This is a genomic window from Arthrobacter sp. LjRoot78, from assembly GCF_964254335.1.
In the GTDB taxonomy this organism is placed as follows: Bacteria; Actinomycetota; Actinomycetes; order Actinomycetales; family Micrococcaceae; genus Arthrobacter.
In genome coordinates this window covers 4,419,567-4,440,635 of record NZ_CAXUTG020000001.1, presented here as the reverse complement: position 1 = coordinate 4,440,635, position 21,069 = coordinate 4,419,567, and the positions used below count along the sequence as shown (strand labels likewise).

General features: G+C 66.3%; 21 protein-coding genes. 10 read left to right on the top strand and 11 right to left on the bottom strand.

Going from position 1 to position 21,069, the window contains the following annotated elements:
- Positions 1–14: 14 nt before the first annotated feature.
- Positions 15–275, top strand: coding sequence for a type II toxin-antitoxin system Y4mF family antitoxin (locus ACSQ1X_RS20610; RefSeq protein WP_055800437.1), 261 nt, complete (start codon positions 15–17; stop codon positions 273–275).
- Positions 272–1,501 carry a type II toxin-antitoxin system HipA family toxin gene (locus tag ACSQ1X_RS20605; RefSeq protein WP_436059095.1) on the top strand — a complete coding sequence of 410 codons (1,230 nt, stop codon included), beginning with the start codon at positions 272–274 and terminating at the stop codon, positions 1,499–1,501. Before ACSQ1X_RS20610 ends, ACSQ1X_RS20605 begins: the two co-directional genes overlap by 4 nt.
- An 8-nt stretch (positions 1,502–1,509) precedes the next feature.
- Here the strand turns inward: ACSQ1X_RS20605 and ACSQ1X_RS20600 are convergent, their stop codons facing one another.
- From ACSQ1X_RS20600 to ACSQ1X_RS20590, 3 genes are all read right to left on the bottom strand, one after another.
- A complete protein-coding gene (locus ACSQ1X_RS20600) occupies positions 1,510–2,127 on the bottom strand; it encodes a uracil-DNA glycosylase (RefSeq protein WP_028272415.1) in 618 nt (205 codons plus the stop codon).
- 334 nt (positions 2,128–2,461) lie between these two features.
- On the bottom strand, positions 2,462–3,784 hold the full coding sequence (locus tag ACSQ1X_RS20595) for an HNH endonuclease (RefSeq protein ID WP_436059377.1): 1,323 nt from the start codon (positions 3,782–3,784) through the stop codon (positions 2,462–2,464).
- A 175-nt stretch (positions 3,785–3,959) separates the two neighbouring features.
- Positions 3,960–4,865, bottom strand: coding sequence for an SRPBCC family protein (locus ACSQ1X_RS20590; protein WP_055800446.1), 906 nt, complete (start codon positions 4,863–4,865; stop codon positions 3,960–3,962).
- Positions 4,866–5,027: 162 nt separating this feature from the next.
- Between ACSQ1X_RS20590 and ACSQ1X_RS20585 the strand changes: the two genes are divergently transcribed.
- Positions 5,028–5,534 (top strand): hypothetical protein, encoded by a 507-nt coding sequence (locus ACSQ1X_RS20585; RefSeq protein WP_055800448.1) that lies wholly within the window; start codon positions 5,028–5,030, stop codon positions 5,532–5,534.
- A 27-nt stretch (positions 5,535–5,561) separates the two neighbouring features.
- Here the strand turns inward: ACSQ1X_RS20585 and ACSQ1X_RS20580 are convergent, their stop codons facing one another.
- Positions 5,562–6,338: a GntR family transcriptional regulator gene (locus ACSQ1X_RS20580; RefSeq protein WP_082506775.1), complete on the bottom strand. Its 777-nt coding sequence runs from the start codon at positions 6,336–6,338 to the stop codon at positions 5,562–5,564.
- An 18-nt stretch (positions 6,339–6,356) separates the two neighbouring features.
- Entirely contained in the window at positions 6,357–7,715 is a 1,359-nt protein-coding gene (locus ACSQ1X_RS20575; protein WP_436059094.1) for an aspartate aminotransferase family protein, read from the bottom strand.
- Positions 7,716–8,000: 285 nt separating this feature from the next.
- Here ACSQ1X_RS20575 and ACSQ1X_RS20570 point away from each other — a divergent pair, with 285 nt between their 5' ends.
- Entirely contained in the window at positions 8,001–9,041 is a 1,041-nt protein-coding gene (locus tag ACSQ1X_RS20570; RefSeq protein ID WP_436059093.1) for a phosphotransferase enzyme family protein, read from the top strand.
- Positions 9,042–9,135: 94 nt separating this feature from the next.
- Positions 9,136–10,569: an ethanolamine permease gene (gene eat / locus ACSQ1X_RS20565; RefSeq protein ID WP_436059092.1), complete on the top strand. Its 1,434-nt coding sequence runs from the start codon at positions 9,136–9,138 to the stop codon at positions 10,567–10,569.
- 187 nt (positions 10,570–10,756) lie between these two features.
- Here eat and ACSQ1X_RS20560 read toward each other — a convergent pair whose 3' ends face one another.
- Both ACSQ1X_RS20560 and ACSQ1X_RS20555 read right to left on the bottom strand, forming a co-directional pair.
- On the bottom strand, positions 10,757–12,319 hold the full coding sequence (locus ACSQ1X_RS20560; RefSeq protein ID WP_436059091.1) for an amidohydrolase family protein: 1,563 nt from the start codon (positions 12,317–12,319) through the stop codon (positions 10,757–10,759).
- A 12-nt stretch (positions 12,320–12,331) separates the two neighbouring features.
- Positions 12,332–12,970 carry an SRPBCC family protein gene (locus ACSQ1X_RS20555; RefSeq protein ID WP_436059090.1) on the bottom strand — a complete coding sequence of 213 codons (639 nt, stop codon included), beginning with the start codon at positions 12,968–12,970 and terminating at the stop codon, positions 12,332–12,334.
- Between the two features lie 306 nt (positions 12,971–13,276).
- Between ACSQ1X_RS20555 and ACSQ1X_RS20550 the strand changes: the two genes are divergently transcribed.
- From ACSQ1X_RS20550 to ACSQ1X_RS20530, 5 genes are all read left to right on the top strand, one after another.
- Positions 13,277–13,678: a hypothetical protein gene (locus ACSQ1X_RS20550; protein ID WP_156037192.1), complete on the top strand. Its 402-nt coding sequence runs from the start codon at positions 13,277–13,279 to the stop codon at positions 13,676–13,678.
- The gene (locus ACSQ1X_RS20545; RefSeq protein WP_436059089.1) at positions 13,675–14,730 is read left to right on the top strand and encodes a zinc-dependent alcohol dehydrogenase family protein; all 1,056 of its coding nucleotides are present in this window, start codon (positions 13,675–13,677) and stop codon (positions 14,728–14,730) included. Before ACSQ1X_RS20550 ends, ACSQ1X_RS20545 begins: the two co-directional genes overlap by 4 nt.
- Complete coding sequence (locus ACSQ1X_RS20540) at positions 14,727–15,170, top strand: flavodoxin family protein (protein WP_436059088.1); 444 nt, start codon at positions 14,727–14,729, stop codon at positions 15,168–15,170. Before ACSQ1X_RS20545 ends, ACSQ1X_RS20540 begins: the two co-directional genes overlap by 4 nt.
- A gap of 44 nt (positions 15,171–15,214) precedes the next feature.
- Complete coding sequence (locus ACSQ1X_RS20535) at positions 15,215–16,912, top strand: DUF4389 domain-containing protein (RefSeq protein WP_436059087.1); 1,698 nt, start codon at positions 15,215–15,217, stop codon at positions 16,910–16,912.
- A 186-nt stretch (positions 16,913–17,098) separates the two neighbouring features.
- Positions 17,099–17,881 carry an SDR family NAD(P)-dependent oxidoreductase gene (locus tag ACSQ1X_RS20530; RefSeq protein ID WP_436059086.1) on the top strand — a complete coding sequence of 261 codons (783 nt, stop codon included), beginning with the start codon at positions 17,099–17,101 and terminating at the stop codon, positions 17,879–17,881.
- Here the strand turns inward: ACSQ1X_RS20530 and ACSQ1X_RS20525 are convergent.
- The 4 genes from ACSQ1X_RS20525 to ACSQ1X_RS20510 all read right to left on the bottom strand — a co-directional run bounded on the left by ACSQ1X_RS20525 (position 17,875) and on the right by ACSQ1X_RS20510 (position 21,058).
- Positions 17,875–18,309, bottom strand: coding sequence for a DUF1003 domain-containing protein (locus tag ACSQ1X_RS20525; RefSeq protein WP_436059085.1), 435 nt, complete (start codon positions 18,307–18,309; stop codon positions 17,875–17,877). The two genes, ACSQ1X_RS20530 and ACSQ1X_RS20525, sit on opposite strands and share 7 nt — an antisense overlap.
- A gap of 40 nt (positions 18,310–18,349) precedes the next feature.
- Entirely contained in the window at positions 18,350–19,009 is a 660-nt protein-coding gene (locus tag ACSQ1X_RS20520; RefSeq protein ID WP_436059084.1) for a GntR family transcriptional regulator, read from the bottom strand.
- A gap of 163 nt (positions 19,010–19,172) precedes the next feature.
- Entirely contained in the window at positions 19,173–20,180 is a 1,008-nt protein-coding gene (locus tag ACSQ1X_RS20515; protein ID WP_436059083.1) for a transketolase family protein, read from the bottom strand.
- Positions 20,177–21,058 (bottom strand): transketolase, encoded by an 882-nt coding sequence (locus ACSQ1X_RS20510; protein ID WP_436059082.1) that lies wholly within the window; start codon positions 21,056–21,058, stop codon positions 20,177–20,179. Before ACSQ1X_RS20510 ends, ACSQ1X_RS20515 begins: the two co-directional genes overlap by 4 nt.
- Positions 21,059–21,069: the final 11 nt, after the last annotated feature.

The following is a 21,069-nucleotide window of genomic DNA, read 5'->3' as shown; positions in this document are numbered from 1 at the left end:
GAGAGGGGTCCGGGATGGCCGAGGCGTTCACCGACAGGCTCGCAGCCGAGGTCCGGGCACGACGGACAACCCTGCGGCTGACCCAGCACGACCTTGCCCAGCTAGCAGGGGTGTCGGAGCGGTTTGTCCGTTTCGTTGAACAGGGAAAGCGCAGCGTGCAGCTGGATTCACTCCTGGCGCTGCTTGAGACGCTCGGGCTGGAGCTGCAGCTGAGCACCCGGACGCGGGCGGCGGCGCGCGCCATCGACGGGCAGCTGCCGGAGGCCCGGCCGTGAGGCACCGTGTGGCGGATGTCTACAAGGCCGGAGTGCTGGCAGCCCGGCTGGAACGGCACGACGGCGGCACCAGGTTCAGCTACCTGCCGGCCTACCTCGCGGCGGGGGGTCCCGCCGTCGCCAGTTCCCTGCCGCTGAGCACTGAACCGGTGCTGTCCGCGGCGGGGGCTGCGCCGCCGTACTTCACGGGTCTCCTGCCGGAGGGCAGGCGGCTGAATGCCCTGCGGCGATCGGTGAAAACGAGCGTTGACGACGAACTGTCCCTCCTCATCGCGGCCGGCGCCAACCCGGTTGGGGATGTGCAGATTGTCGGCCACGGCGAGCCGCTGGACCCGGATGAGCACGCCGTCGAGCTGAACCCGAAGGCGCCGGTCGATTTCGACGCGTTGCTGGGCGATTCCGGCCTGATCGACCCCGTGGCACTTGCCGGCGTGCAGGACAAGCTGTCGGCGGGGATGATCTCCATGCCCGTTGCCAGCGCGGGCCGGCGTTACATCCTCAAGCTCAATGCACCCGAGTTCCCGCATGTGGTGGAAAACGAGCTGGTGATGTTCCGCTACGCGGCCAAGCTGCGGATTCCGCTGAGCAGGGTGCGGCTGATACGGGACGTCGAGGCCCGGCCGGGGCTCCTGGTGGAGCGGTTTGACCGGATCCCGTTGGCTGGCGGCGCGCATGGCGCGGTGCAGCGGCTCGCCGTCGAGGATGGTGCGCAGGTGCTGGGGCTGTACCCGGCGGACAAGTACAACGTGGCGTACGGGCGGGTGTGCCACGCCCTGGCCGAATACTGCGCAGCGCCCCTGCCTGCGTTGCGGAATCTGGCCATCCAGGCTGCCTTTGCGTGGTTGAGCGGGAATGGCGACCTGCATGCGAAGAACGTGTCGATGGTGCAGCAGCCGTCGGGGGAGTGGTCCATCGCCCCGGTCTACGACATCCCCTCCACAGTGGTTTACGGGGACAAAACGCTCGCCCTCACGCTGGACGGCAAGCGGACAGGGATATCGCGGAAGCATTTTCTCGGCTGGGCCACCGGCCTGGGGCTGGCCGAGCGCGCCGCTGTCCAGGTGCTGGAGCTGGGGTTGAAGGCGTCGGGTCCGTTGGTGGCGGACCTGGAGCGCGGCGCTGCTTTTGCCGGAACGAACGACGACGGCGGCTCGCCGTTCTCGGCGATCGTCACCAGGTCATGGCTTAAGGAGCTCAAGCACCGGCGGAGGCTGCTCGAAGGGTAGGGGAGCGGCTAGAGGTGCTGGATCCCCGCGCGCTGCATCGCGTCCTTGTAGATCTCCACGCTCTTGCTCAGCAGCTCTTCCTGCTTGTTCGCCGAGACCGCGAAGGCCCGGCCCCCGAGAGCGCTGGCCTTGTAGATCTTGATGCCGGAGTTCTTCAGGGACTGGTGGTAGGTCTTTTCGAAGAGGGTGAGGAAGGTCTGGGCATCCGTGCCGTGGGCGATGATGGCCGAGACACGCTTGTTGATCTTCAGGAACTGGCGGAAGGGTCGCAGGCCGTCCGTCTTTTCCTGGACGTTGAGGGCGGACGGCAAATCGGGGTCGCGCACCCACGGGTAGGCGTTCCACGGCATGACGTAGCGGGGATCGAGTTCCACGATTTCGTAGATTGACGTGGCCCGCCGGGCTGCTTCGTCGTCGTTGAAATGCGACACGAAGCCCGATTCGGTGCCCTTGCCGGGGCTGACATGGAGACTGACGATCCTGCATTCGTCCTCGTCATGGACGGGGTCGATGTACGGGACTATTGAGCCCGGCTTCTTTTCCATCAGTTCGTCGCAAAGCTGGGTTACAGCAGCGATGTTCGGTTCCTGCAGCAGGGCCTTTTTTTCGTCCCAGTCAATCGTCACGATTTCTCCCTCAGCACACGGCGTCCAGAATCAGGCGTCTGGTTCCACTCTACGCTTTTGGCCGGGGTTGATGTTCTGCGGATTTCCAAAATCACAAGTTACGGCGCCTCATCCAGGCTCCGTGGCAAGAGGCTCCCGGCCTATTTTCAGGCGGACCGCGCGGGCGTACGCTTAAAGCGCCTGCAGGTAACCGTTCAGATAACGCGGGCCGTTCGGGACATGTGAATGTCCGGGCCGTCTCTTAGCGAGATCGCGAAGGTACCTGCAGGTCTTTGTTGTTTAAAGCAGGTCTTCGTGTTTGGTACGCGCCTCAGCCGGTTGGCTCAACGCCGCGTCAGGCCGCAGCGGCAGCCTCTGCCCTGATCCTGGCGCGCTTGAGCGTCTTGGCCCGGTGCCGGAGTTCGCGCCGGCGGCGGGATGCGGCTGCTTCGGGCGGCTGGTGTCCGGGCAACGGCGGGGCTGTGGACTGGTAGCTGTGCCCGGTGGGCGTTGTCAGCTGCAAAGTGTGCCGGGGTCCCGGACTGGGACGGCAGCGCCAGCCGGGGGCTTCCTTGATGTGGTTGCACGCTTCACAGAGTCCCGCCCCGTTGCTTTGAGTGGTGGTTCCGCCGCTGTGCCAGGGCAGGACGTGGTCCAGATGCCTGATCGGAGCGTCGCAATATGGCGTGCGGCAGGTGTGGTCGCGGACCTGGATAAAGCGGCCCAATCCGGGCGGGAAGAGTCTTGCCCTCGAGTCCATTGCCACGAGATCCCCGCTGCCCGGGGCAGTGTAGAGCCGCCGCAGCCAAACGTTCAGCGGCCGGTCATGGCCTTGGCTCTGGGCAGCGAACTCCCGGGCCCACCCGGCGGGGACCACGCCGTAGCCCGGAAGCCGGGCAGGCTCGCTGTCGCCTTGGAGCAGCGTGCGGTCCGTCATGACCAGCTGGATCTGGACCCCGCTGATTCCCCCTGCCGTTCCCGTGACGCGTTCCACCAGCGCATCGGCCATGATCTGGCCGCGTGAACGGGGGTCGCCGTCGGATCGAAAGGCGTCCGCCTGCCTGGTGAGCGCCGCGTGGACGGCCACACCCTCCGCGACCGGGAGGAACGCCGTTAGGTAGCACATGGTGTCGGGCGCGGGGCGGAGACTGACATGGCGCTCGGCGGCGGCGTGGCTGGCACGGTCCGCAACGGACCTCGGATCGTGCCGATACGCGGCGGACCGTGCCGCGGCAATCACCGCGCGGTCGCCCGCTCCACTGAGCTTCCCGACGTCGGACGCCAACTCCTCGTCAACGGCGCTGCGGTCAGCAGGAGAAAGGCAGGCCGTCTCACGGACCAGGAGTGTTGCACGCCATTCGTTGAGCCGGCCGGCCTCTAGCCCGGCGAGAGTGTGCGGCATCTCGGTGACGAGCGCCTTCGCCAGGCCCAGAAGCCGGCTGCCCTTGGCTGGCGATTCCCGCCGGGCGAGGGCGATCTGTGCAGCGACGCCGGTGCCGAGTTCGTCGGCGGGGACGCCCGCGCGTAGCTGTTCACGGCGCTGGCTTAAGTCAAAGGCAACCGCGATCTTGACCTGCAGCGCGGCTGCAGCGGACTTCAGCTCCTCGAGTTTACGAAGCTGGTCGATCATCCCCGCACCGTCTGCTGCAGGCCGTGCGAAAGCCAGGGTGGCGATCATCTCGGTGATCGCCACCGCGTCCGCTGCTCCCGGAGCCCGTTCCGGCTCCTGCCCGCCGTCCATACATCAAGTCTCTCCGCGACCACCGACATTTAAGTGGTCATGGGGAAGGGGCGTCGCCTCCCGTGCTGGACGGGAGGCGACGCCCCTGGTGCTCGCCCCCAGCGAGACAGCCCTAGTGCTGGCCGAGGCTCCCCGCCGCGGGAGGGAGGCCGCCGTCGCGGTTTTCTTCGTTCCGCCGCTCGGCGGCGCTTCTCGTGTCGCTGTCGGCGGTTTCGTCCGAGTCGCCTTCGAAGTCCACCAGCCCGTTGGTCTGGTCGAACGGCTTGGCGATCCGCTCGTCACTCAACGCGGAGCCGGAATCGCCGGACACCGTGCCGCCCTCATCCAGCGGCTGCACGTATCCGGAAGCATCGGTGGCCGGAACGGCCGACACCGGGGTCTCGGAAACTGGAGCCGTGGTACGGGTGGGCTCAGTGTCCTTGTCGCGCATGCTCGCGGCCACGCCTGCTGCTGCTGCCGCTGCAACGCCCACTCCCGCCGCGACCTTTCCGGACACACCGGCTCTGCCGGAATCGCCGCGTGAGGCCTCGGCGGCCTCGACTCCGGGAGTGCCGGGAGAGGCGCCCTCATTGACGCTCCCGCGCCAGGCGCCGCTTGCATAGCCCTCGTCCTCGATGAAGTCCTTGAACCTCTTCAGATCCGCTTCCACCTGACGGTCGACGACATGAAGTTTGTCGCCGATGGTCTCTACGATGCCTTCCGGTTCGTATTCGAGCGAAAGCTGCACCGAAGTCTGGCCGCCACCCACGTCTTCGAAGGTTACTGTTCCCGCATTGGTTGCGCCTTCCGTCGCGGCCCAGGCAACCTTGCGGTCGGGGACCTGCTCCAGGATTTTCGCCTCCCACTTCCGGCGGATACCTGCGATTTCGGCCACCCATTCAAGACGATCGTCGCTGAGTTGGGCCACGCTCTTCACGCCACCCATGAAGTGCGGAAATTCCTCGAACTGGGTCCACTGGTTGTACGCCGTGCTTGTCGGGACGTTGACCAGAATGCGCTTCTCGACCTTCGTGCTCATTGGTGTCTCCTTTGACTAGAAAGGGTTGAAGAATGCCTGACGAGGGGCGATGATTTCGCCAACTAATCAGCATGCTTACTATAACTTTGTTGCTGGCATCCGGCTAGAGTTTCTTTGGCGGCCCCGCCGTTCCACGAGTTCACGAGCCAAGGACCCCCACTCATGCAGGTCAACAAGAGGGCGCTCCGGGAAGACGGTTTCGCCGGCTTCAGGACCTTCGCGGACGTCGACATCAACCGGATCCCGCAGGCGCCGGGGATCTTCGCCGTTATCCAGCCTGAAGGATTCCAGGTTCAGTTCCTTGCCAAGAGCACCGCCGGGGTGTTCAAGAAAAAGGACCCCTCGCTCTCCGCCGAAAAGCTCGCTGCCGAATGGGTGGACTGTGCGGAGGTCCTCTACGTCGGAAAGGCCGGGCCCGGAAGCAAGGGCAACCGCGGCCTGCGCCGGCAGATCCAGGAATTCCTGGACTTTGGCATTGGTAAGCCTCCCGGACACTGGGACGGACGGCTCATCTGGCAACTCGCAAACACCAAGTCCCTGCTCATAGCCTGGAAAGAGTTGCCCGCCGGTGGGCTGAACCAGGCGGAGGCCGCCTATCACGCCGCCTTCCGTGAGGAATTCGGCCGCCTGCCGTTTGCCAATCTGGTCCAGGCCCGGGTCAAGGGCTAGGGGCAGGACGGCACCAAAGCCAAAGGGTTAGTCGCGTCCCAGCCGCACTGTCCGTTTCCAATTGGTTCCGTACTTCTGCATGTGAACGCGCGTACGGTCTGCGCGGAAGAAATCGTGTGCGAACTCCACCGGAGTTCCCTGCACGTCCCAGGCCACCCTGCGGATTTCCAGCAGTGCCGATCCTGGCGGTATGTCCAACACACCCGCCTGCTCGGACGTGGCAGGCACGGCCTCCACCGTCTCGTCGGCCCGGTCCAGTTCCAGGCCGTACTCGGTGGTCAGCAGGTGGTAGAGCGAACCCGTCAGGGGATGCGTCAGCAGTCCCGGGAAGCGGGCGGCTGGCAGCACGGACAGGTCCAGTGACCACGAGGTCCCGTCCACCAGCCGCAGTCGCTGGATTCGCATCACTGCATCCCCGCCGTTCAGATGCAGGTTCCGCCGTTCGTCCGGTTGCGGCAGGCCCATCTCGGCACGCACCACCGTGGTGGAGATGGCGCGTCCCTGGTGCAGCACCATCTGGGGCACGCCCTCCACGGTGTTCAGGTGCCGCTGGATCCGGCCGTCGTTGAAGAACACCCCTCCCGAGCGGCCCAGCACCCGCCGGACCGTGCCCTCGGCCTCCATCCGGTCGATCGCCTGCCGGAGGACGGCCCGGCCAATGCCCAGCCGCTCAGCCAAAGCGCGTTCACTGCCCATCAGTTCGCCCGGGCGAAACATCTCCGCCCGCGCAAACCGCGCCAGTGCCGCGTGGGCGGCATCGGCGGCCGTCATTCTGTCCGGCTCTCCGCCTGTGCCCGTCACCATCGTCCCAAAATATACAAACTAGGCGCCGAGTGCGGAAAGCGACTCGTCGAGGGCCCCCACCAGCCAGTCGATGTCCATGGGCTGGAAAGCCAGCGGCGGACGCAACTTCAGGACATTCCCGTGCGGCCCTGCCACGGACGTCAGCACACCGCGGTCCCGGAGCTGTTCCAACACGGCCAGCGCGAGCTCCCGGTCCGGTTCGCGGGTGCTGCGGTCCTTGACCAGCTCGAAGCCGATGAACAGGCCGGCCCCCCGGACGTCACCCACCGACTCGTGGGTGTCCGCCAAACCGGCAAGTGCCGAAAGCAGGTGCGCTCCGACAACCCGGCTGTGCTCCTGCAGGCCCTCGGAGCGGATGGTGGACAGAACCGCCTGGGCGGCAGCCATCGACACGGGGTTGCCGCCGAAGGTGTTGAAATAGGGGATCGTGTCGCTGAAGGAGGCCAGGACGTCGGCCTTGGCCACGAGCCCGGAGACCGGAATCCCGTTCCCCATCGGCTTGCCGAGCGTGACGAGGTCGGGCACTATGCCGTGCCGCTGGAATCCCCAGAACGACTCGCCGGTCCGACCGAAACCGGGCTGCACCTCGTCCGCGATGATGATGCCGCCCGCACGGTGGATGACCTCGGCTGCTTCGCGCAGGTAACCGGCCGGGCCCGGTAGGACGCCGTCGGAGGAGAAAATCGAGTCGGCGATAAACCCGGCAAACCGGATCCCGTTTGCTTCCATGTCCGCAATCGCCGCGCGAATCCGGTTGGCGAACCAGGTACCGAGTTCGGCGCCTTCCGGACCGGCCTCGGCACCCAACCGGTAAGCATCCGGCGCGGCAACAAGGCGGGCAGTGGGTGAGAGCGGCTGCCCGGTTCCCAGCGCCGGGGAGACTCCCGAGGTCAAGTCGGAGGTGCCGTGATAAGCCTCCGTCGTGGCGATAATGCCCTCGCCGCCGCTGTATGCCTTGGCTACGCGGATGGCGAGGTCGTTGGCCTCGGAGCCGGTGCACATGTACATGGCCTTGTCGAGCTCGGCCGGCATGGTGGAGAGCAGGTCGTCCGTGTAGTCCAGGATGCGTTCGTGCAAGTATCGGGTGTGCGTGTTCAATTGCTGCATCTGCGCGGTCACGGCTGCCGTGACGGCCGGGTGGCAGTGGCCCAGGCTGGCCACGTTGTTGTAGGCGTCGAGGTATTTCCGGCCGGCAGCGTCCCACAGGTACTGCCCTTCGCCGCGGACCAGATGCACCGGGTTGCGGTAGAAGAGCCGGTAGGAGGCGCCCAGCACGGTGTCCCTGCGCTCGGTCAGCACCCGCGTTTCGGGGTCAAGGCCGGCGGCGTCCTCCGTGCGGAAGCTGTTGGTGTCCATGATGGTGGAACGGATGGCCATGGGTGGTGTCCTCGCTGTTAAGTGCCAAAGCGTGCAATTTTCGTCCTCACGGGCCCAACCCTCGGATCGAATTTCTGTACTTCCAGTATGTTTGGGCGCCGCCGCCAAAAACCGCCGCCAGATTAAGGCGGCGTTACTAAAAGCGGCCGCAAATTGAACGGTTTGTTTCCGAGTCGCGGCTTTGTTTCGAGGCCGTAAATTCCTCCGGATCGGCGCGGTCTGGCCGGTTCCGCCGTGCCATACTCGCTACTGGAGCCCAACCCTCCTCGCCTCCGAGGAGCATCCATGAACACCATGACAGACACTTCCCCGCTCGCCATCTTCAACGGCCTGCGCCGCGGGGAACCGGCCCCTGACTGGATCGGCGACACCGTCACGGCCGCCTGGGGCCTTCCCCCGGACCGGACGGCGATCACCCTGATCGCCGTCTCGGAGAACGCCACGTTCCGGATAGAGGTGGACGGCGTTCCCGTGTCAGTCCTGCGCGTGCACCGTCCCGGCCATGTGGGGGATGCCCGCCAGATCGCCGGCGAGCTGACCTGGGTACGGCGCCTGGCGGAAGAAGCGGAAGTGCGAGTTCCCGACGTCGTGCCCACCGCCGGCGGTGCCCTCCTGCACACCTTCACGGACCCGGGCGGGTCCGAATGGCACTGCGTCGCGTTTGCCTTCGTAGCCGGGGACATCCTGGAGGACTTCGCCGACCCGCGGCCTTACTACGCGGAAATCGGCGCGACCACGGCGCGCCTGCACCAGCAGGTCAAGCGCTGGCCGCTGCCGGCCGACTTCACCCGCTTCTCCTGGCAACTGAGCGACATGCTCGGTGAAACGAGCAGGTGGGGGGACTGGCGGCGCGCAGACCTCACGCCCGAACAGGCGGCCGTGCTGGGCCGCGCCGAATTCGCCGCCGTCTCCGCGCTGGACGGCCTTCCCGTATCGGGTGAAAGCTGGGGACTGGTGCACGCGGACCTGCGGCCTTCCAACATCATGATCGACGGCGGCGCACTCACCGTGATCGACTTTGACGACTGCGGCTTCTCCTGGCTGCTCTACGACTTCGCCTCCGCGCTGTCCTTCATTGAACATGAACCTTACGCGCCGGACATCGCCAAGAGCTGGGTGGCCGGCTACCGCACGGTCCGCCCCCTCACCGAAACAGACCTCATCCATGCGGCGGCCCTGAGCATGATCCGCCGGCTGACCATGCTCGGCTGGACCACCACCCACCGCGCCGACGCACTGCCCGCCGAACTCTGGGAGGCCCAGATCCCCGGCGCCGTAGCCGTCGCCGAGCGCTACCTTGCCTCGCCCACCTGGCTGTTCGACTGAGCCTCCGGCTCAGTTCCCCGGCCCAGCGACCAAGCCCCGCCGGTCCTGTTCCCTGCGGACTCAAACTTCACTCCCACCTTTCCTGGAGACTCCCATGACTGAAACCCTTCCGGCCGCGGAACAGCGCGCCGTCGACAAAGCGTATTTTGAACAGCGAAGCCTGAGGCGGGGTGCCGCCGGCTGGCTTCTCCTGGCCGGCCTTGGCATCTCGTACGTGATTTCCGGTGATTTCTCGGGCTGGAACTTCGGCCTCGAAGCCGGCGGCTGGGGCGGCCTGCTGATCGCCTTCGTCCTGATGGGCGTCATGTACGCCTGCATGGTCTTCGGCCTGGCCGAAATGTCCTCCGCGCTCCCGGTGGCAGGCGCCGGCTACGGCTTCGCCCGCCGCGCCCTGGGCCGCTTGGGCGGTTTTGCCACCGGACTCGCGATCCTGATCGAGTACTCGATAGCCCCGGCCGCGATCGCCGTCTTCATCGGCGGTTATGTGGAGAGCCTGGGGCTGTTCGGCATCACGGACGGCTGGCCGGTATATTTCGTCTGCTTCGCGCTGTTCATCGGCATCCACCTCATTGGCGTCGGCGAGGCGCTCAAGGCAATGTTCGCCATCACGGGCATCGCGGTGGTGGCCCTCATCGCGTTCGTCGTCGGCATGATGCCGCACTTCGACGCCACGAAGCTGTTCGACATTCCCGTGAGCGACGCGGCCGGTGCCAGCGCCTTCCTGCCCAACGGTTTCGGCGGCATCATCGGCGCATTGGTATTTGCCATCTGGTTCTTCCTGGCCGTGGAGGGCGTGCCGCTGGCCGCCGAGGAAGCGGAAAACCCGCAGCGGGACATGCCGCGCGCCATCATCGTGGCCATGTCAGTATTGGCATTCACCGGCCTGTCCGTCCTGGTCCTGGCCCCGGGCGGCGCCGGCAGCGCGCTGATGAGCTCGTCCGCGAGCCCGCTGCCGGACGCGTTGCGTGCAGTCGGCAACGAAGGCCTGGCTGTATTTGTGAACTACGCCGGCCTCGCCGGGCTGGTGGCCAGCTTCTTCTCGATCGTCTATGCCTACTCCCGCCAGCTCTTCGCACTGTCCCGTGCCGGGTACCTGCCCACCTGGCTCAGCCGCACCAACTCGCGGAAAACGCCCACCTGGGCGCTGATCGTCCCCGGCATCGTCGGCTTCATCCTGGCCGCCGCAGTGGGAGACGGCGACAAGCTCATCAACATCGCCGTTTTCGGCGCAGCCGTGTCCTACGTGCTGCTCAACCTGTCACACGTCGTGCTGCGCAAGCGTGAACCGGAACTGCACCGCCCCTACCGCACCCCCGGCGGGGTGGTGACCACCGGCGTCGGACTGGTTCTTGCGATCATCGCGGTGGTTGCCACGTTCTTCGTCGACATCCAAGCCGCGGCAATCACGGCCGGCATCTTCGTCGTCGGACTGCTCTACTTTGCCTTCCACAGCCGCCACCACCTGGTGGCGGGCGCGCCGGAGGAGGAGTTTGCCCGCATTCGCGAGTCAGAGGCAGAGCTGCGCTGATCTGCGCAGCTTGATAATCACGGCGGCGGGCGGTGAGTAAGGGCCGTAAGTGTCCGTTCGCGCTCTTGGCGCACGACGGCGGGCGGTGAGTAAGGGCCGTAAGTGTCCGTTCGCGCTCTTGTCAGGATCCGGACGCAACCATCCCGCCGTCGTCGCCCGTCCGGTCGTCATGTGTCAAGCCGCCGTCCTACGTCAAGCCGCCGTCGTGTGTCAAGCCGCCGCCGTGCGTGAACCGGCCGGCAACGAGCGTTGCCGCTACCGGCATCGAGGAGAACACTTCGTCCGGGACGCCGAGCGGGTTGTCGTCCAGCACCGCGATGTCCGCAGGGTCGCCCACCCTGATCCGGTTGCGGCCGCGGGCAGACGCCGCCAGGGCTTCCTCCCGCGTGATTGCCTGTTCCGGGTGCCACGGTGCGCGTCCGTCCAGGCTGGACCGGGTGGTCGCGGCCGACATCGCAGCCCACGGATCCAGCGGCGCCACCGGAGCGTCCGAACCCAGCGCCAGGGTGGCCCCGGCGGCCAGCAGCGACCGCAGCGGAAAGGCCCGGTCGGTGCGGTCGCCCCAGTTGGCGTCGGCGGCATCGCGATCATCGAGGGCATGCGCCGGCTGGACGCTCGCGGTCAGGCCCAGCCGGCCAAAACGCGCGAAGTCCTCCTGCCGCACAAACTGGGCATGTTCAATGCGTCCCCGGATTCCGGCAGCCTCGAAGGCGTTCAGCGCCACTTGATTCGCGGCGTCACCGATCGCGTGGACCGCTGGAACGAAGCCGGCCTCCCTGGCCCGGACCAGCAGCGCAAGCAGTTCCGGTTCGCTGACGGTGAGCAGGCCCCGTCCGCCGTGCGGGTAGGGATCCACGCAGTAGGCCGTCCGCGTATTGAGGGAGCCGTCGATGAGAACCTTGAGCGGGCCCACGCGGAGCAGGCCGTTCCCGCCCGGAATGTCCTGCCCTGTCCGCATGGCCTCGAGCCGCGCGCGGTCCAGATGCTCGGGATAGACGCCCGCCTCCACCCGGAGGGACCCGAAGCCGCCATTGATACGCCGGAGCCACACATCGCGGTTCCAGGTCATCTCGAAGTCCACGATCCCCACCACGCCGCGGGCGGCGGCCTTCCGGGCAGCATCGCCCACCCACGCGTCAACCACCGCATCCGGCAGCCGGCCCAGCTCACGGGTCAGGGCAAACGCCGCGTCCTCCCGCAGCAGGCCGCCGGCGTCAACCTCCACGCCGTAGCGCCGTGCGGCGGCACTGTTCAGCCAGACGCAGTGGAGGTCGTGGCTGATCAGCGCTGAAGGCACTCCGTGAGTCACGGCATCGAGCATCGCCAGGCTGGGAACGTCCGCCCAGACGGCGTCGCGGAAGCCGACGCCCACCAGCGTGGGTCCGGTGCCGCCGTCGTTCTCATCCTTGCGGCGATTGCCGCCCAGGCGGTCTTCCAAACTTGAACGGACGACGTCGACGGCGTTCCGCGCCGACGCGGCGTGCGACAGGTCGATCCGGTTGGCGGCCATGGCCCACTGGGTCATGTGCACATGCTCGTCCCACAGGCCCGGGATGACGCTCCGGCCACCGCAGTCAACGATCCGGGTACCAGTCATGCCGGCACCAGCGGGGCTCGCGTCGTCCGGCCGCTGCTCTGCGGCCGTAATCCGGGTAACAACCCCTTGGCTGATGTGAATGTCCGTACTTTCGGTCTCTCCGGGTTGCCGGACGGAGGCTAGGACGAGTTCAGGTGCGGCGGAGACAGGCATGCGGACAGGGTACTAGGAGTTCGCCTCAGCACGGCTCCTGATCCCGTGCAGCATCCGCCGGGACATGATGAAACTGACTACCTCCACCGCTTCGACCAGGCACCGGGCCCACCACTGCCGGTAGGCGTACCGCTCCCGCACAAGCAGTCGGGTGGTGCCGTCGGGCTGCGGCTGCAGGATAAATGCCCAGCTGAAATCGAACGGGCCGGTGGGTGAACCGGGCGGAACTCGAAGCACGAGCGATTTGCCGGGGTCCACCAGCCCTACTTCCAGGTCCGCGGAAGCTGCTGGTGCGAGGTGAAAGCGATCGCCGACTTTGATGTCCTGCCACTCCGGGTGGATGCGGTCAGCGCTGTGGATGTCCAGGCCGGCGAGGTTTTCCAGGAAGTCGTAGCTGTAGAATCCGCCGCGTCCCTGACCCATCTGCGCCAGCCAGGGCCACACGTCGTTGGCTGGAGCCTTGACGGTGATCGCGCGCGTTGACTGCAGATCGGCGCCGGACAGGAAATCGTCGCCCGGCAGCCCGCCGTCGGCTTCGGCGGCGGTGGCACCCCACCGCAAGTGGAAGCGCCGGAACAGGAAGCCCGATGCCACCAGCCATGCGAGCACTGCGGGCCTGGAAATACGCTTCACGTTTTGCGGCTTGGTCATCCGGCCATTCTCCAGTCGGCCGGTTCACCTGTCTCGGGCCATAAGCCCCGCCCCGGTTCATTACGCCCCGTTTACTCCGGGCGGCTCACGCCGGCCTGCCCCCGCGCCGTCCTTATAAGGGACTTTCGTCCCTTACCGTTGCTGGGCGGAGCGTCCATCCTTGATGTGGAGCGTCTCACGTCTGCGTTACTCACGCACGCACCTTGGGGAGGGGAAATGCTTCGCCGATCAGCAACCGGTCTCGCTAAAAAATTGGGGAAGGGATGGCACAGCGCGCCTCCCGGACATAGCAGGAGACCCGGCTTCATGAATCAGCACGCACGAACTGTCCTGGGTACCCGGCCCGCCGTCCACTCCCGTCATGGAGCCCCATCCACCACGCATTACGAACATTCAGAGCACCGGCTGAAGATTGTGGTCCGCATTGAAGCGGACCTGGAGGCGGCCAGTCTTGAAGTCCGCGGCGTGGTGACAGGGGCCAGTCTTCGTGCGCTGTATGTGGTGGCGCGGCGAACAACGTCGCTGCTGCATGGCAAGGAGCTCACCATCGATCTTTCCCGTGCACGGGTTACCGACACGGTCCTCGAGCAACTCCATGAATGTGCACGCCTGTCCCGGCTGGCCACGGGAGTGGACAGCTCGGTAGTGCCGTGCCGCGTGAAAATCGTGGATCCCGGCTTCATCCACAGAGTGAAGGAGTACGCATGAAAGCGCTCGTATACGGAGGCCCCGGTGAAAAGTCGTGGACCGACGTTCCGGATCCCACGATCCAGAACCCCAGCGACGTCATCGTCAAGGTGGACACCACCACCATCTGTGGAACGGACCTGCACATTCTCAAAGGGGACGTGCCGGCGGTGCAGAAAGGCCGGATCCTGGGCCACGAAGGTGTGGGAACCATCACCGAGGTGGGTCCTTCGGTCACGAGCCTGAAGGTGGGGGACCGGGTCATCATCTCCTGCATCAAGTCCTGCGGCCACTGTGCCAACTGCAAGACCGGCCTCTACTCGCACTGCATGGGCGAGGAAGGGGCGGCCGGTATCGGCTGGGTCTTCGGACACCTGATCGACGGTACGCAGGCCGAATACGTGCGCGTGCCGTACGCGGAGAACTCGCTGCACCTCCTCCCTGAAGGGGTCAGCGACGACCAGGCTGTGATGCTCTCCGACATCCTTCCCACAGGCTTTGAAATCGGCGTGCAGTACGGGCGGGTCAAGCCGGGGGACACCGTGGCTGTTGTGGGCGCGGGTCCGGTCGGGTTGGCAGCTATCGCCACCGCCGGGCTGTACGGCGCGGCAACCATCATCGCAATCGACCTTGACGCCAACCGGCTGGAAAAGTCTCGCGAGTTCGGCGCCACCAACGTCGTCCTCTCCGGCGACGCCGACTGGAAGGAACAGGTGTTGGCGTTCACGGACGGGCAGGGCGTGGACGTGGCCATTGAAGCGGTGGGCATCCCGGCGACCTTCACCATGTGCACGGACATCGTCCGTCCCGGCGGCAACGTGGCCAACGTGGGCGTTCACGGCAAGTCCGTGGAACTGCATGTGGAGAACCTCTGGATCCAGAACATCAACATCAGCATGGGCCTGGTCAACGCCAACACCACGCCGATGCTCCTGAAGCTAGTGGCCCAGAAGAAGGTACCGGCGGAGAAATTCGCCACCCACCACTTCACGTTCGACCAGTTCATGGACGCCTACGACACTTTCGCCCGCGCCGCGGAAACCAAGGCACTCAAAGTGGTGATCACGGCGTGAAAGCCCTGGTGGTCTACGACTCCGCCTACGGAAACACCAGGCAGGTGGCCGAAGCCATCGTGGCCGCCCTCGGGCCTCTGCAGGCCCAGGCTGTTTCCGTGACGGACTTCCAGGCCACCGCGCTCGCAGAAGGCGACCTGTTCGTCGTCGGAAGTCCCATCAACGGCTGGCGGCCGACGCCGAAGATCACCGAGCTGCTGTCCGGCCTCGGCGACGGCCGGCTCGCGGGCGTCAAAGCGGCAGCCTTCGACACCCGTGTCCGGCTCTTTATCCACGGCGATGCGGCCAAGAAGATGACCGAATCGCTCAAAGCCGGTGGCGCGGAGATCATCTCCAAGCCGATGCCCTTTTACGTCAAAGGCAGCGAGGGCCCGCTCCGCAGCGGGGAACTCGACAAAGCGGCCGCATGGGCCGCGGACCTGCTCAAAAGAGTGGGTTGATAGCCGCCGGGGGGCCAGGCAAGAGGCAAGAAAGGACTGCGGCCATGAAACCAGGCCGGATAGTCATGCTGGTGCTCGGGACCCTCGCCGCCCTGATGGGGCTTGGGCTGCTGACTGGTGCCGGCTTCGTCGGATGGGTCAACTTCCAGCAGCGCGACAACGGATATTTGACCACGCCCACCGAGCGCTACGATGTGGCCACCCGGGCCATCACCTCGCCCGGCCTGGACGTCCTGGTGGACGAGGAACTGCCGGACGTCCTGCCGGTGGACAGCGCCGGCCGCCTGCTGTTGCGGGGAACGGCGGCATCCGGCAAACAGATCTTTATCGGCATCGGGCCCCAGGAAGACGTGGCCCGGTACCTCGACAACGTCCGGCATTCCGAGATCACCAAATTGGATTCCTACCCGTTCCGCGTCGAGTACCGTGAGGTCCCCGGCAACGCCGAACCCGCGGCCCCCGGGGCGCAGCCATTCTGGTCCACCTCGGCCCAGGGAACCGGGACCCAGCAGGTTGAGTGGGACCTCCGCAGCGGCCGCTGGTCAGTGGTGGTCATGAACGCCGACGGCGCCGCTCCTGTTTCCGTTGACCTGCAGGCCGGCGTTCGGTCCGATCTGTTGTGGCCGGTCTTCATCGGGCTGCTGATCGGCGGCATTGCGCTGCTGGCCGTGGGCGTGCCGCTCATTGTTGCCGGCGCCGCAGGACTCGGCAGGCACGGGCCGCCGCCGCATTACCCGGCCGCCGGTCACATGGAGCCGGCGGGCGTGCCCGGAGGCCCGGAATCCCGAGCGCCGGGGGCCGCAACGCCGTACCCAACAGGCCCGTCCGCCGCAGCACCGTACCCCGCTGCGCCGTATCCCACGGCGGCTGCAGCGATCCCGCCCGCAGGAGGCCGCACCCCGCTGCCCACCGACCCGCAGCCCTCGGATACCTCCAGATACCCCGTGCGGCTGAACGGGTACCTCGACCCTGGGCTCTCCCGCGGAATGTGGCTGATCAAGTGGTTCCTGGCGATCCCGCACTACATCGTGCTGTTCTTCCTGTGGTTCGCATTCTTCGTGACCACCATCGTGGCCGGCTTCGCCATCCTGTTCACAGGCCGCTACCCGCGCTCGCTGTTCAACTTCAACGTGGGCGTCCTGCGGTGGAACTGGCGGGTGGCCTTCTACGCCTACGCAGCCATAGGAACGGACCGCTACCCGCCCTTCACGCTGGCGCGGACCGACTACCCGGCGGATTTCGACGTCGAGTACCCCGAGCATCTGTCCCGGGGCCTGGTGCTGATCAAATGGTGGCTGTTGGCCCTTCCGCAGCTCCTGATTGTCTCCGCATTCTCCGGCGCCGCAAGCACCTGGGGCAGCCGGCGCACGTGGGTGGATGGCCGATGGGTGGACGGCACCTGGGTTGATGGAACCTGGGTGGGATACCAGGGCGGCGGCGGGATCTCGCTGATCGGGCTGCTGGTGATCGTGGCCGGCATTAGCCTGCTGTTCACGGGCCGCTTCGGCCGGAGGCTCTTTGACTTGCTGATCGGCCTGAACCGCTGGACGCACCGCGTTATTGCCTACGTGGCGTTGATGCGTGACGAATACCCGCCGTTCCGCCTCGACATGGGCCCGATGGATCCGGCCGAAGCTCCGCCAGCCGGCTACCTGCCGCCGCCGGTCCCCGCCTCGCAAACGGAGCCTCCGCCTACCGAGCCTCCGCCCACCGAGCCTCCGGGCGCACCCCGCCAACCCTAGGAGTGCGCCAGCCCTAGGTGCCGGTGGCCACCGCCACCAGGTTTCCGTCCGGGTCCTGCACCATGGTCCGAATCTGCTCCCGGGCAGCCGGGCTGTCAAGGCACCGGGAAACGCGATGCCCTTGCCACCTGCGGCCCACAGGCAGATAGTGGGAGGAATCGTCCACTTCCGGGCAGGAGGCCCGCAATGCCGCTGGAAAACGCTACTGGGCCAACCGGTCTCCTGCAGGGCCGGACCGCCCTCGTCTACGGCGCCGGCGGTCCCATCGGAGGCGCAGTCGCCCGGGCCTTCGCGGCGGAAGGTGCGGACGTCTTCCTGGCCGGCCGCACAGAATCCCGCCTCCTCAAAGTAGCCCGGGACATCCGTGAGGCGGGCGGCAGCGCGGACGCCGCCGTCGTCGACGCCCTGGACGAAAGCCAAGTGAACGCCTTCGTGGACCAGGCCGCAAAGAAGACCAGGCGCATCGACATTTCCTTCAACCTGATTTCCTACGGGGACGTCCAGCAGCCGCTGATGGAGATCTCCGCGGACGACTTCAGCCAGCCCATCACTGCAGCTACCCGGACGCACTTCCTCACCACCCGGGCCGCGGCGCGGCACATGGTCAGGCAGCGTTCCGGCGTCGTGTTGATGTTCGGCGGCTCCGGCCCGCAGACCCTGCACGGGCTGGGCGGGTTCAAGATCGCGCTGGACGCCATGGAGGGGCAGCGCCGGCAGTGGGCGCTGGAACTCGGCAAGAACGGCATCCGCGTGGTCACGATGGTGACGGGCGGGATCGTGGAAACCATTCCCTGGCAAGCGGAGGGCCGTGAAGAGATCGTGGAGGAAATCACCCGGACCGCGCACCTGAACCGGACGGCGACGCTGGAGGACGTGGGCAACGTGGCGGTGTTTATCGCCTCGGACCGGGCGGGTGCCATCACCGATGCCACCGTGAACATTTCCTGCGGCGCGATCGTGGACTACTGAGGTCTTGCCCCGCCGTCCCGGTCGCGGTCCGAAAGGAGCTGCCGCAGTTCCCGAAGGATCTCCAGCTGCTGGTTGTTGATGGCGGTGAGCTTCTTGATCTCGGCTTCCGCCTGGACGTCCGTCTCGAAGTCATGCTGGGCCATGGCGGCTGCGATGGCATCCTGCCGTTTGGCGGCGATGAGGAGGATGGCACCCTGCAGGCCGGCCAGCATGGACAGGAAGAGGTTCAGCAGGATGTAGGGGTAGGGATCCCAGGCGTTACTGGCAAGGACAAATGAATTGACCAGCGCCCACGCCATCATGGACGCCAGGAAGATTCCCACGAACGGCCAGCTGCCCATCCCGTTGCGCAGGACATCTGCTGCCCGTTGCCCCTTGCTCAGCCCCGCCTTGTGCTCGGCGTGCCACGTGTTCCTTCGCTCGCTCATGTGCCCAGCGTAGGCGCAGGAGCGGGCGCAGCAACGGCTCCTACGCCACCAGGTTGTCCGCGGCGGTGTCCATGTGTTCGCGGATGGTCTTGCGGGCCAGGGAGGCATCCCCGGTTTCAATGGCTGCCACGATGTCGTGATGCCGGTCCACGCTCATGTTCGAAACGCCCTTTTCCAGCCCGGCGAACATGATGGACATCCTGATGGAGCCTTCGAGTGATTCCCAGGAGTGGAGCAGTGTCTCGTTGCCGGTGAGACGGCACAGAGTGCGGTGAAATTCCAGGTCCGATTCGATCCGCTCCTCGAGAGTGCCCCTGGTGGCTGCATCCATCGCGCCGATGGCCGCGCGCAGCGAGCCGATGACGTGCTGGCGGTCCGGAAGCTCACACAGGGTGCGGGCAGCCAGTGATTCCAGCGCGGCACGCACGGAGTAGATGTCCCGGATCTCCTTGGCATCGAGGTGCCGGACGGACAGCCGTCCGCGCGGACCCGCTGACAGCAGCCCCTCCTGCTCCAGCTGCCGCAGCGCTTCCCGAAGAGTCCCCCGGCTGATCTGGAGCATGTCCGAGAGTTCGGTTTCCACCAGGTGACGTCCGGGTTCCAGCTCACCGCTGGTGATGGCGGTGCGCAGGGCGGAAAGGGCCTGCTCGCGGAGGCTCCGCTTTTGCAGTCCCAGCAGGGGTGCTGTTGCTCCGGCCATCGTGGTCCGTCCTCAATGTCAGTGTCTACTGAATGTCAGTGGTCGACTGTTTACAGTCGATGTGTTAACTGTTGATGTTACGGCAGAAGCGCGGAACAGTCTCGTGTCCGGTCCGCGCTTCTGCAGTTCACGGGTTCTGCCGCTCGTGCGCCGGGTTGGGTCGCTAGCCCAGTTCGGCGAGGACCTTGGCCACGATCCGCTGGACGGACAGGCCGTTGCGTTCGTGCAGGGTGGGCAGGGCGCCCGCGTCGAGGAACTCGTCCGGCAACGCCACGGGAACCACGCGCTTGCCGAGTCCCGCGGTGACGACGGCGGACGCAACCGTTTCAAACAGGCCTCCGATCACGCTGTGGTTTTCCAGCGTCACTGCCAGGCGGTCGGTATTGATTTCGGCGAGGACGGTCGCGGCGTCGAACGGCTTGATGGTGGGGGTATGGACGACGGCGACGTCCACGTTGTGTTCGGCCAGTGCCTTGGCGGCCTGCAGCGCCCGCATGGTCATGAGCCCGCTGGAGATGAAGACGACGTCGTTCCCGCCGCGCAGGACCTTCGCCTTGCCGAGTTCGAAGGTGTAGCCGTATTCGTCCAGTACCGTGGGCACGTTGCCGCGCAGCAGCCGCAGGTAGGTGGGGCCCTCGCTGGCGGCGAGCTGGGGGACGGCCTGTTCGATGTCGATCGAGTCGCAGGGGTCCACGATGGTCAGGTTGGGCATGCCGCGGAAGATCGCCATGTCCTCGGTGGCCTGGTGGCTGGGACCGTACCCGGTGGTGAGGCCGGGCAGCCCGCCGACGATGTTCACGTTCAGGTTCGGTTCGGCGCTGTCCAGGCAGAGGAAGTCGTAGGCCCGTCGTGCAGCAAAGACGGAGTAGGTGGACGCGAACGGCACCAGGCCGGTCTCGGCCAGGCCTGCGGCTGCACCGAAGAGCAGCTGCTCGGCCATGCCCATCTGGAAGAAACGCTCCGGGAAGGCCTGCGCGAAGATGTGCATGTCCGTGTATTTGCCCAGGTCCGCGGTGAGGCCCACGATCCTGTCGTTCTCCTGCGCGGCCTTCACCAGGGCGTGCCCGAACGGTGCGGAGGCTGTCTTCTGGCCGGGATCGGCGAAGGACGCGATCATGGCTGAGGTCTTCAGCTTGGGGGCGGTGCCTTTTGTTGCTGTGGTGGTGCTCATGCTGAAGCGGTCCCTTCGTATCCTGCGGTGAGTTGTTCGCGGCATTGCTGCCATTCGTGTTCCTCGATGCGCATGAAGTGTGCCTTCTCGCGCTCTTCCAGCAGCGGCACTCCGCGGCCCACTTTCGTGTCGCACAGGATCACGGAAGGACGTCCGACGGCGGCGGCCTGGACGGCTGCGTTGTCGAAGGCTTTCAGGAGTTCGGCCATGTTGTTGCCGTCCACCCGCTGGGTGTACCAGCCGAAGGATTCCCACTTTTCGGTCACCGGTTCGGTGCGGAGCACGGTGTCCGTTTTGCCGTCAGCCTGCAGGGCGTTGATGTCCACCATGGCGGTGAGGTTGCCCAGCTGGTGGTGGTGCGCGCCCATGGCGGCCTCCCAGGTGGAGCCCTCGTCCAGTTCGCCGTCGGAGAGGAAGTTGTACACCCTCGCCGTGGAGCCCTGGTACCTCAGTCCCAGTGCCATGCCGACGGCGATGGTGAGGCCGTGGCCCAGGGAACCGCCGGAGATTTCCATGCCCGGGGTGTAGGTGGACATTCCGGACATCGGCAGCCGGGAGTCGTCGGAGCCGTACGTCTCGAGTTCTTCCACCGGAACAATCCCGGCCTCGGCCAGGGCGGCGTAGTGGCCGATCGCGTAGTGCCCGGTGGAGAGCAGGAACCTGTCGCGGCCTTCCCATTCGGGGTCGGCGGCCCGGAAGCGGAGCTGGTCCGCGTAGACGGCGGCCAGCATGTCCGCGGCGCCGAGGGCCTGGCCGACGTAGCCCTGACCCTGGACCTCGCCCATGTTCAGGGCGTGGTGGCGGATCCGGTAGGCCGCGGCTGAAACATTGTGGACGCGTTCTGTGGAGGTGGCCATGGTTTCCTGTGTGGCGGTCATGCGGGCTTCTT

What these genes read in the sequence shown, in the direction of transcription:
- ACSQ1X_RS20530 (WP_436059086.1), top strand. Translation starts at nt 17,099, where the DNA reads ATGCCGCTGGAAAACGCTACTGGGCCAACCGGTCTCCTGCAGGGCCGG.
- ACSQ1X_RS20525 (WP_436059085.1), bottom strand. Translation starts at nt 18,309, where the DNA reads ATGAGCGAGCGAAGGAACACGTGGCACGCCGAGCACAAGGCGGGGCTG.
- ACSQ1X_RS20510 (WP_436059082.1), bottom strand. Translation starts at nt 21,058, where the DNA reads ATGACCGCCACACAGGAAACCATGGCCACCTCCACAGAACGCGTCCAC.
- ACSQ1X_RS20520 (WP_436059084.1), bottom strand. Translation starts at nt 19,009, where the DNA reads ATGGCCGGAGCAACAGCACCCCTGCTGGGACTGCAAAAGCGGAGCCTC.
- ACSQ1X_RS20585 (WP_055800448.1), top strand. Translation starts at nt 5,028, where the DNA reads ATGCAGGTCAACAAGAGGGCGCTCCGGGAAGACGGTTTCGCCGGCTTC.
- ACSQ1X_RS20580 (WP_082506775.1), bottom strand. Translation starts at nt 6,338, where the DNA reads ATGGTGACGGGCACAGGCGGAGAGCCGGACAGAATGACGGCCGCCGAT.
- ACSQ1X_RS20595 (WP_436059377.1), bottom strand. Translation starts at nt 3,784, where the DNA reads ATGATCGCCACCCTGGCTTTCGCACGGCCTGCAGCAGACGGTGCGGGG.
- eat (WP_436059092.1), top strand. Translation starts at nt 9,136, where the DNA reads ATGACTGAAACCCTTCCGGCCGCGGAACAGCGCGCCGTCGACAAAGCG.
- ACSQ1X_RS20515 (WP_436059083.1), bottom strand. Translation starts at nt 20,180, where the DNA reads ATGAGCACCACCACAGCAACAAAAGGCACCGCCCCCAAGCTGAAGACC.
- ACSQ1X_RS20570 (WP_436059093.1), top strand. Translation starts at nt 8,001, where the DNA reads ATGAACACCATGACAGACACTTCCCCGCTCGCCATCTTCAACGGCCTG.
- ACSQ1X_RS20560 (WP_436059091.1), bottom strand. Translation starts at nt 12,319, where the DNA reads ATGCCTGTCTCCGCCGCACCTGAACTCGTCCTAGCCTCCGTCCGGCAA.
- ACSQ1X_RS20590 (WP_055800446.1), bottom strand. Translation starts at nt 4,865, where the DNA reads ATGAGCACGAAGGTCGAGAAGCGCATTCTGGTCAACGTCCCGACAAGC.
- ACSQ1X_RS20535 (WP_436059087.1), top strand. Translation starts at nt 15,215, where the DNA reads ATGAAACCAGGCCGGATAGTCATGCTGGTGCTCGGGACCCTCGCCGCC.
- ACSQ1X_RS20545 (WP_436059089.1), top strand. Translation starts at nt 13,675, where the DNA reads ATGAAAGCGCTCGTATACGGAGGCCCCGGTGAAAAGTCGTGGACCGAC.
- ACSQ1X_RS20610 (WP_055800437.1), top strand. Translation starts at nt 15, where the DNA reads ATGGCCGAGGCGTTCACCGACAGGCTCGCAGCCGAGGTCCGGGCACGA.
- ACSQ1X_RS20575 (WP_436059094.1), bottom strand. Translation starts at nt 7,715, where the DNA reads ATGGCCATCCGTTCCACCATCATGGACACCAACAGCTTCCGCACGGAG.
- ACSQ1X_RS20555 (WP_436059090.1), bottom strand. Translation starts at nt 12,970, where the DNA reads ATGACCAAGCCGCAAAACGTGAAGCGTATTTCCAGGCCCGCAGTGCTC.
- ACSQ1X_RS20550 (WP_156037192.1), top strand. Translation starts at nt 13,277, where the DNA reads ATGAATCAGCACGCACGAACTGTCCTGGGTACCCGGCCCGCCGTCCAC.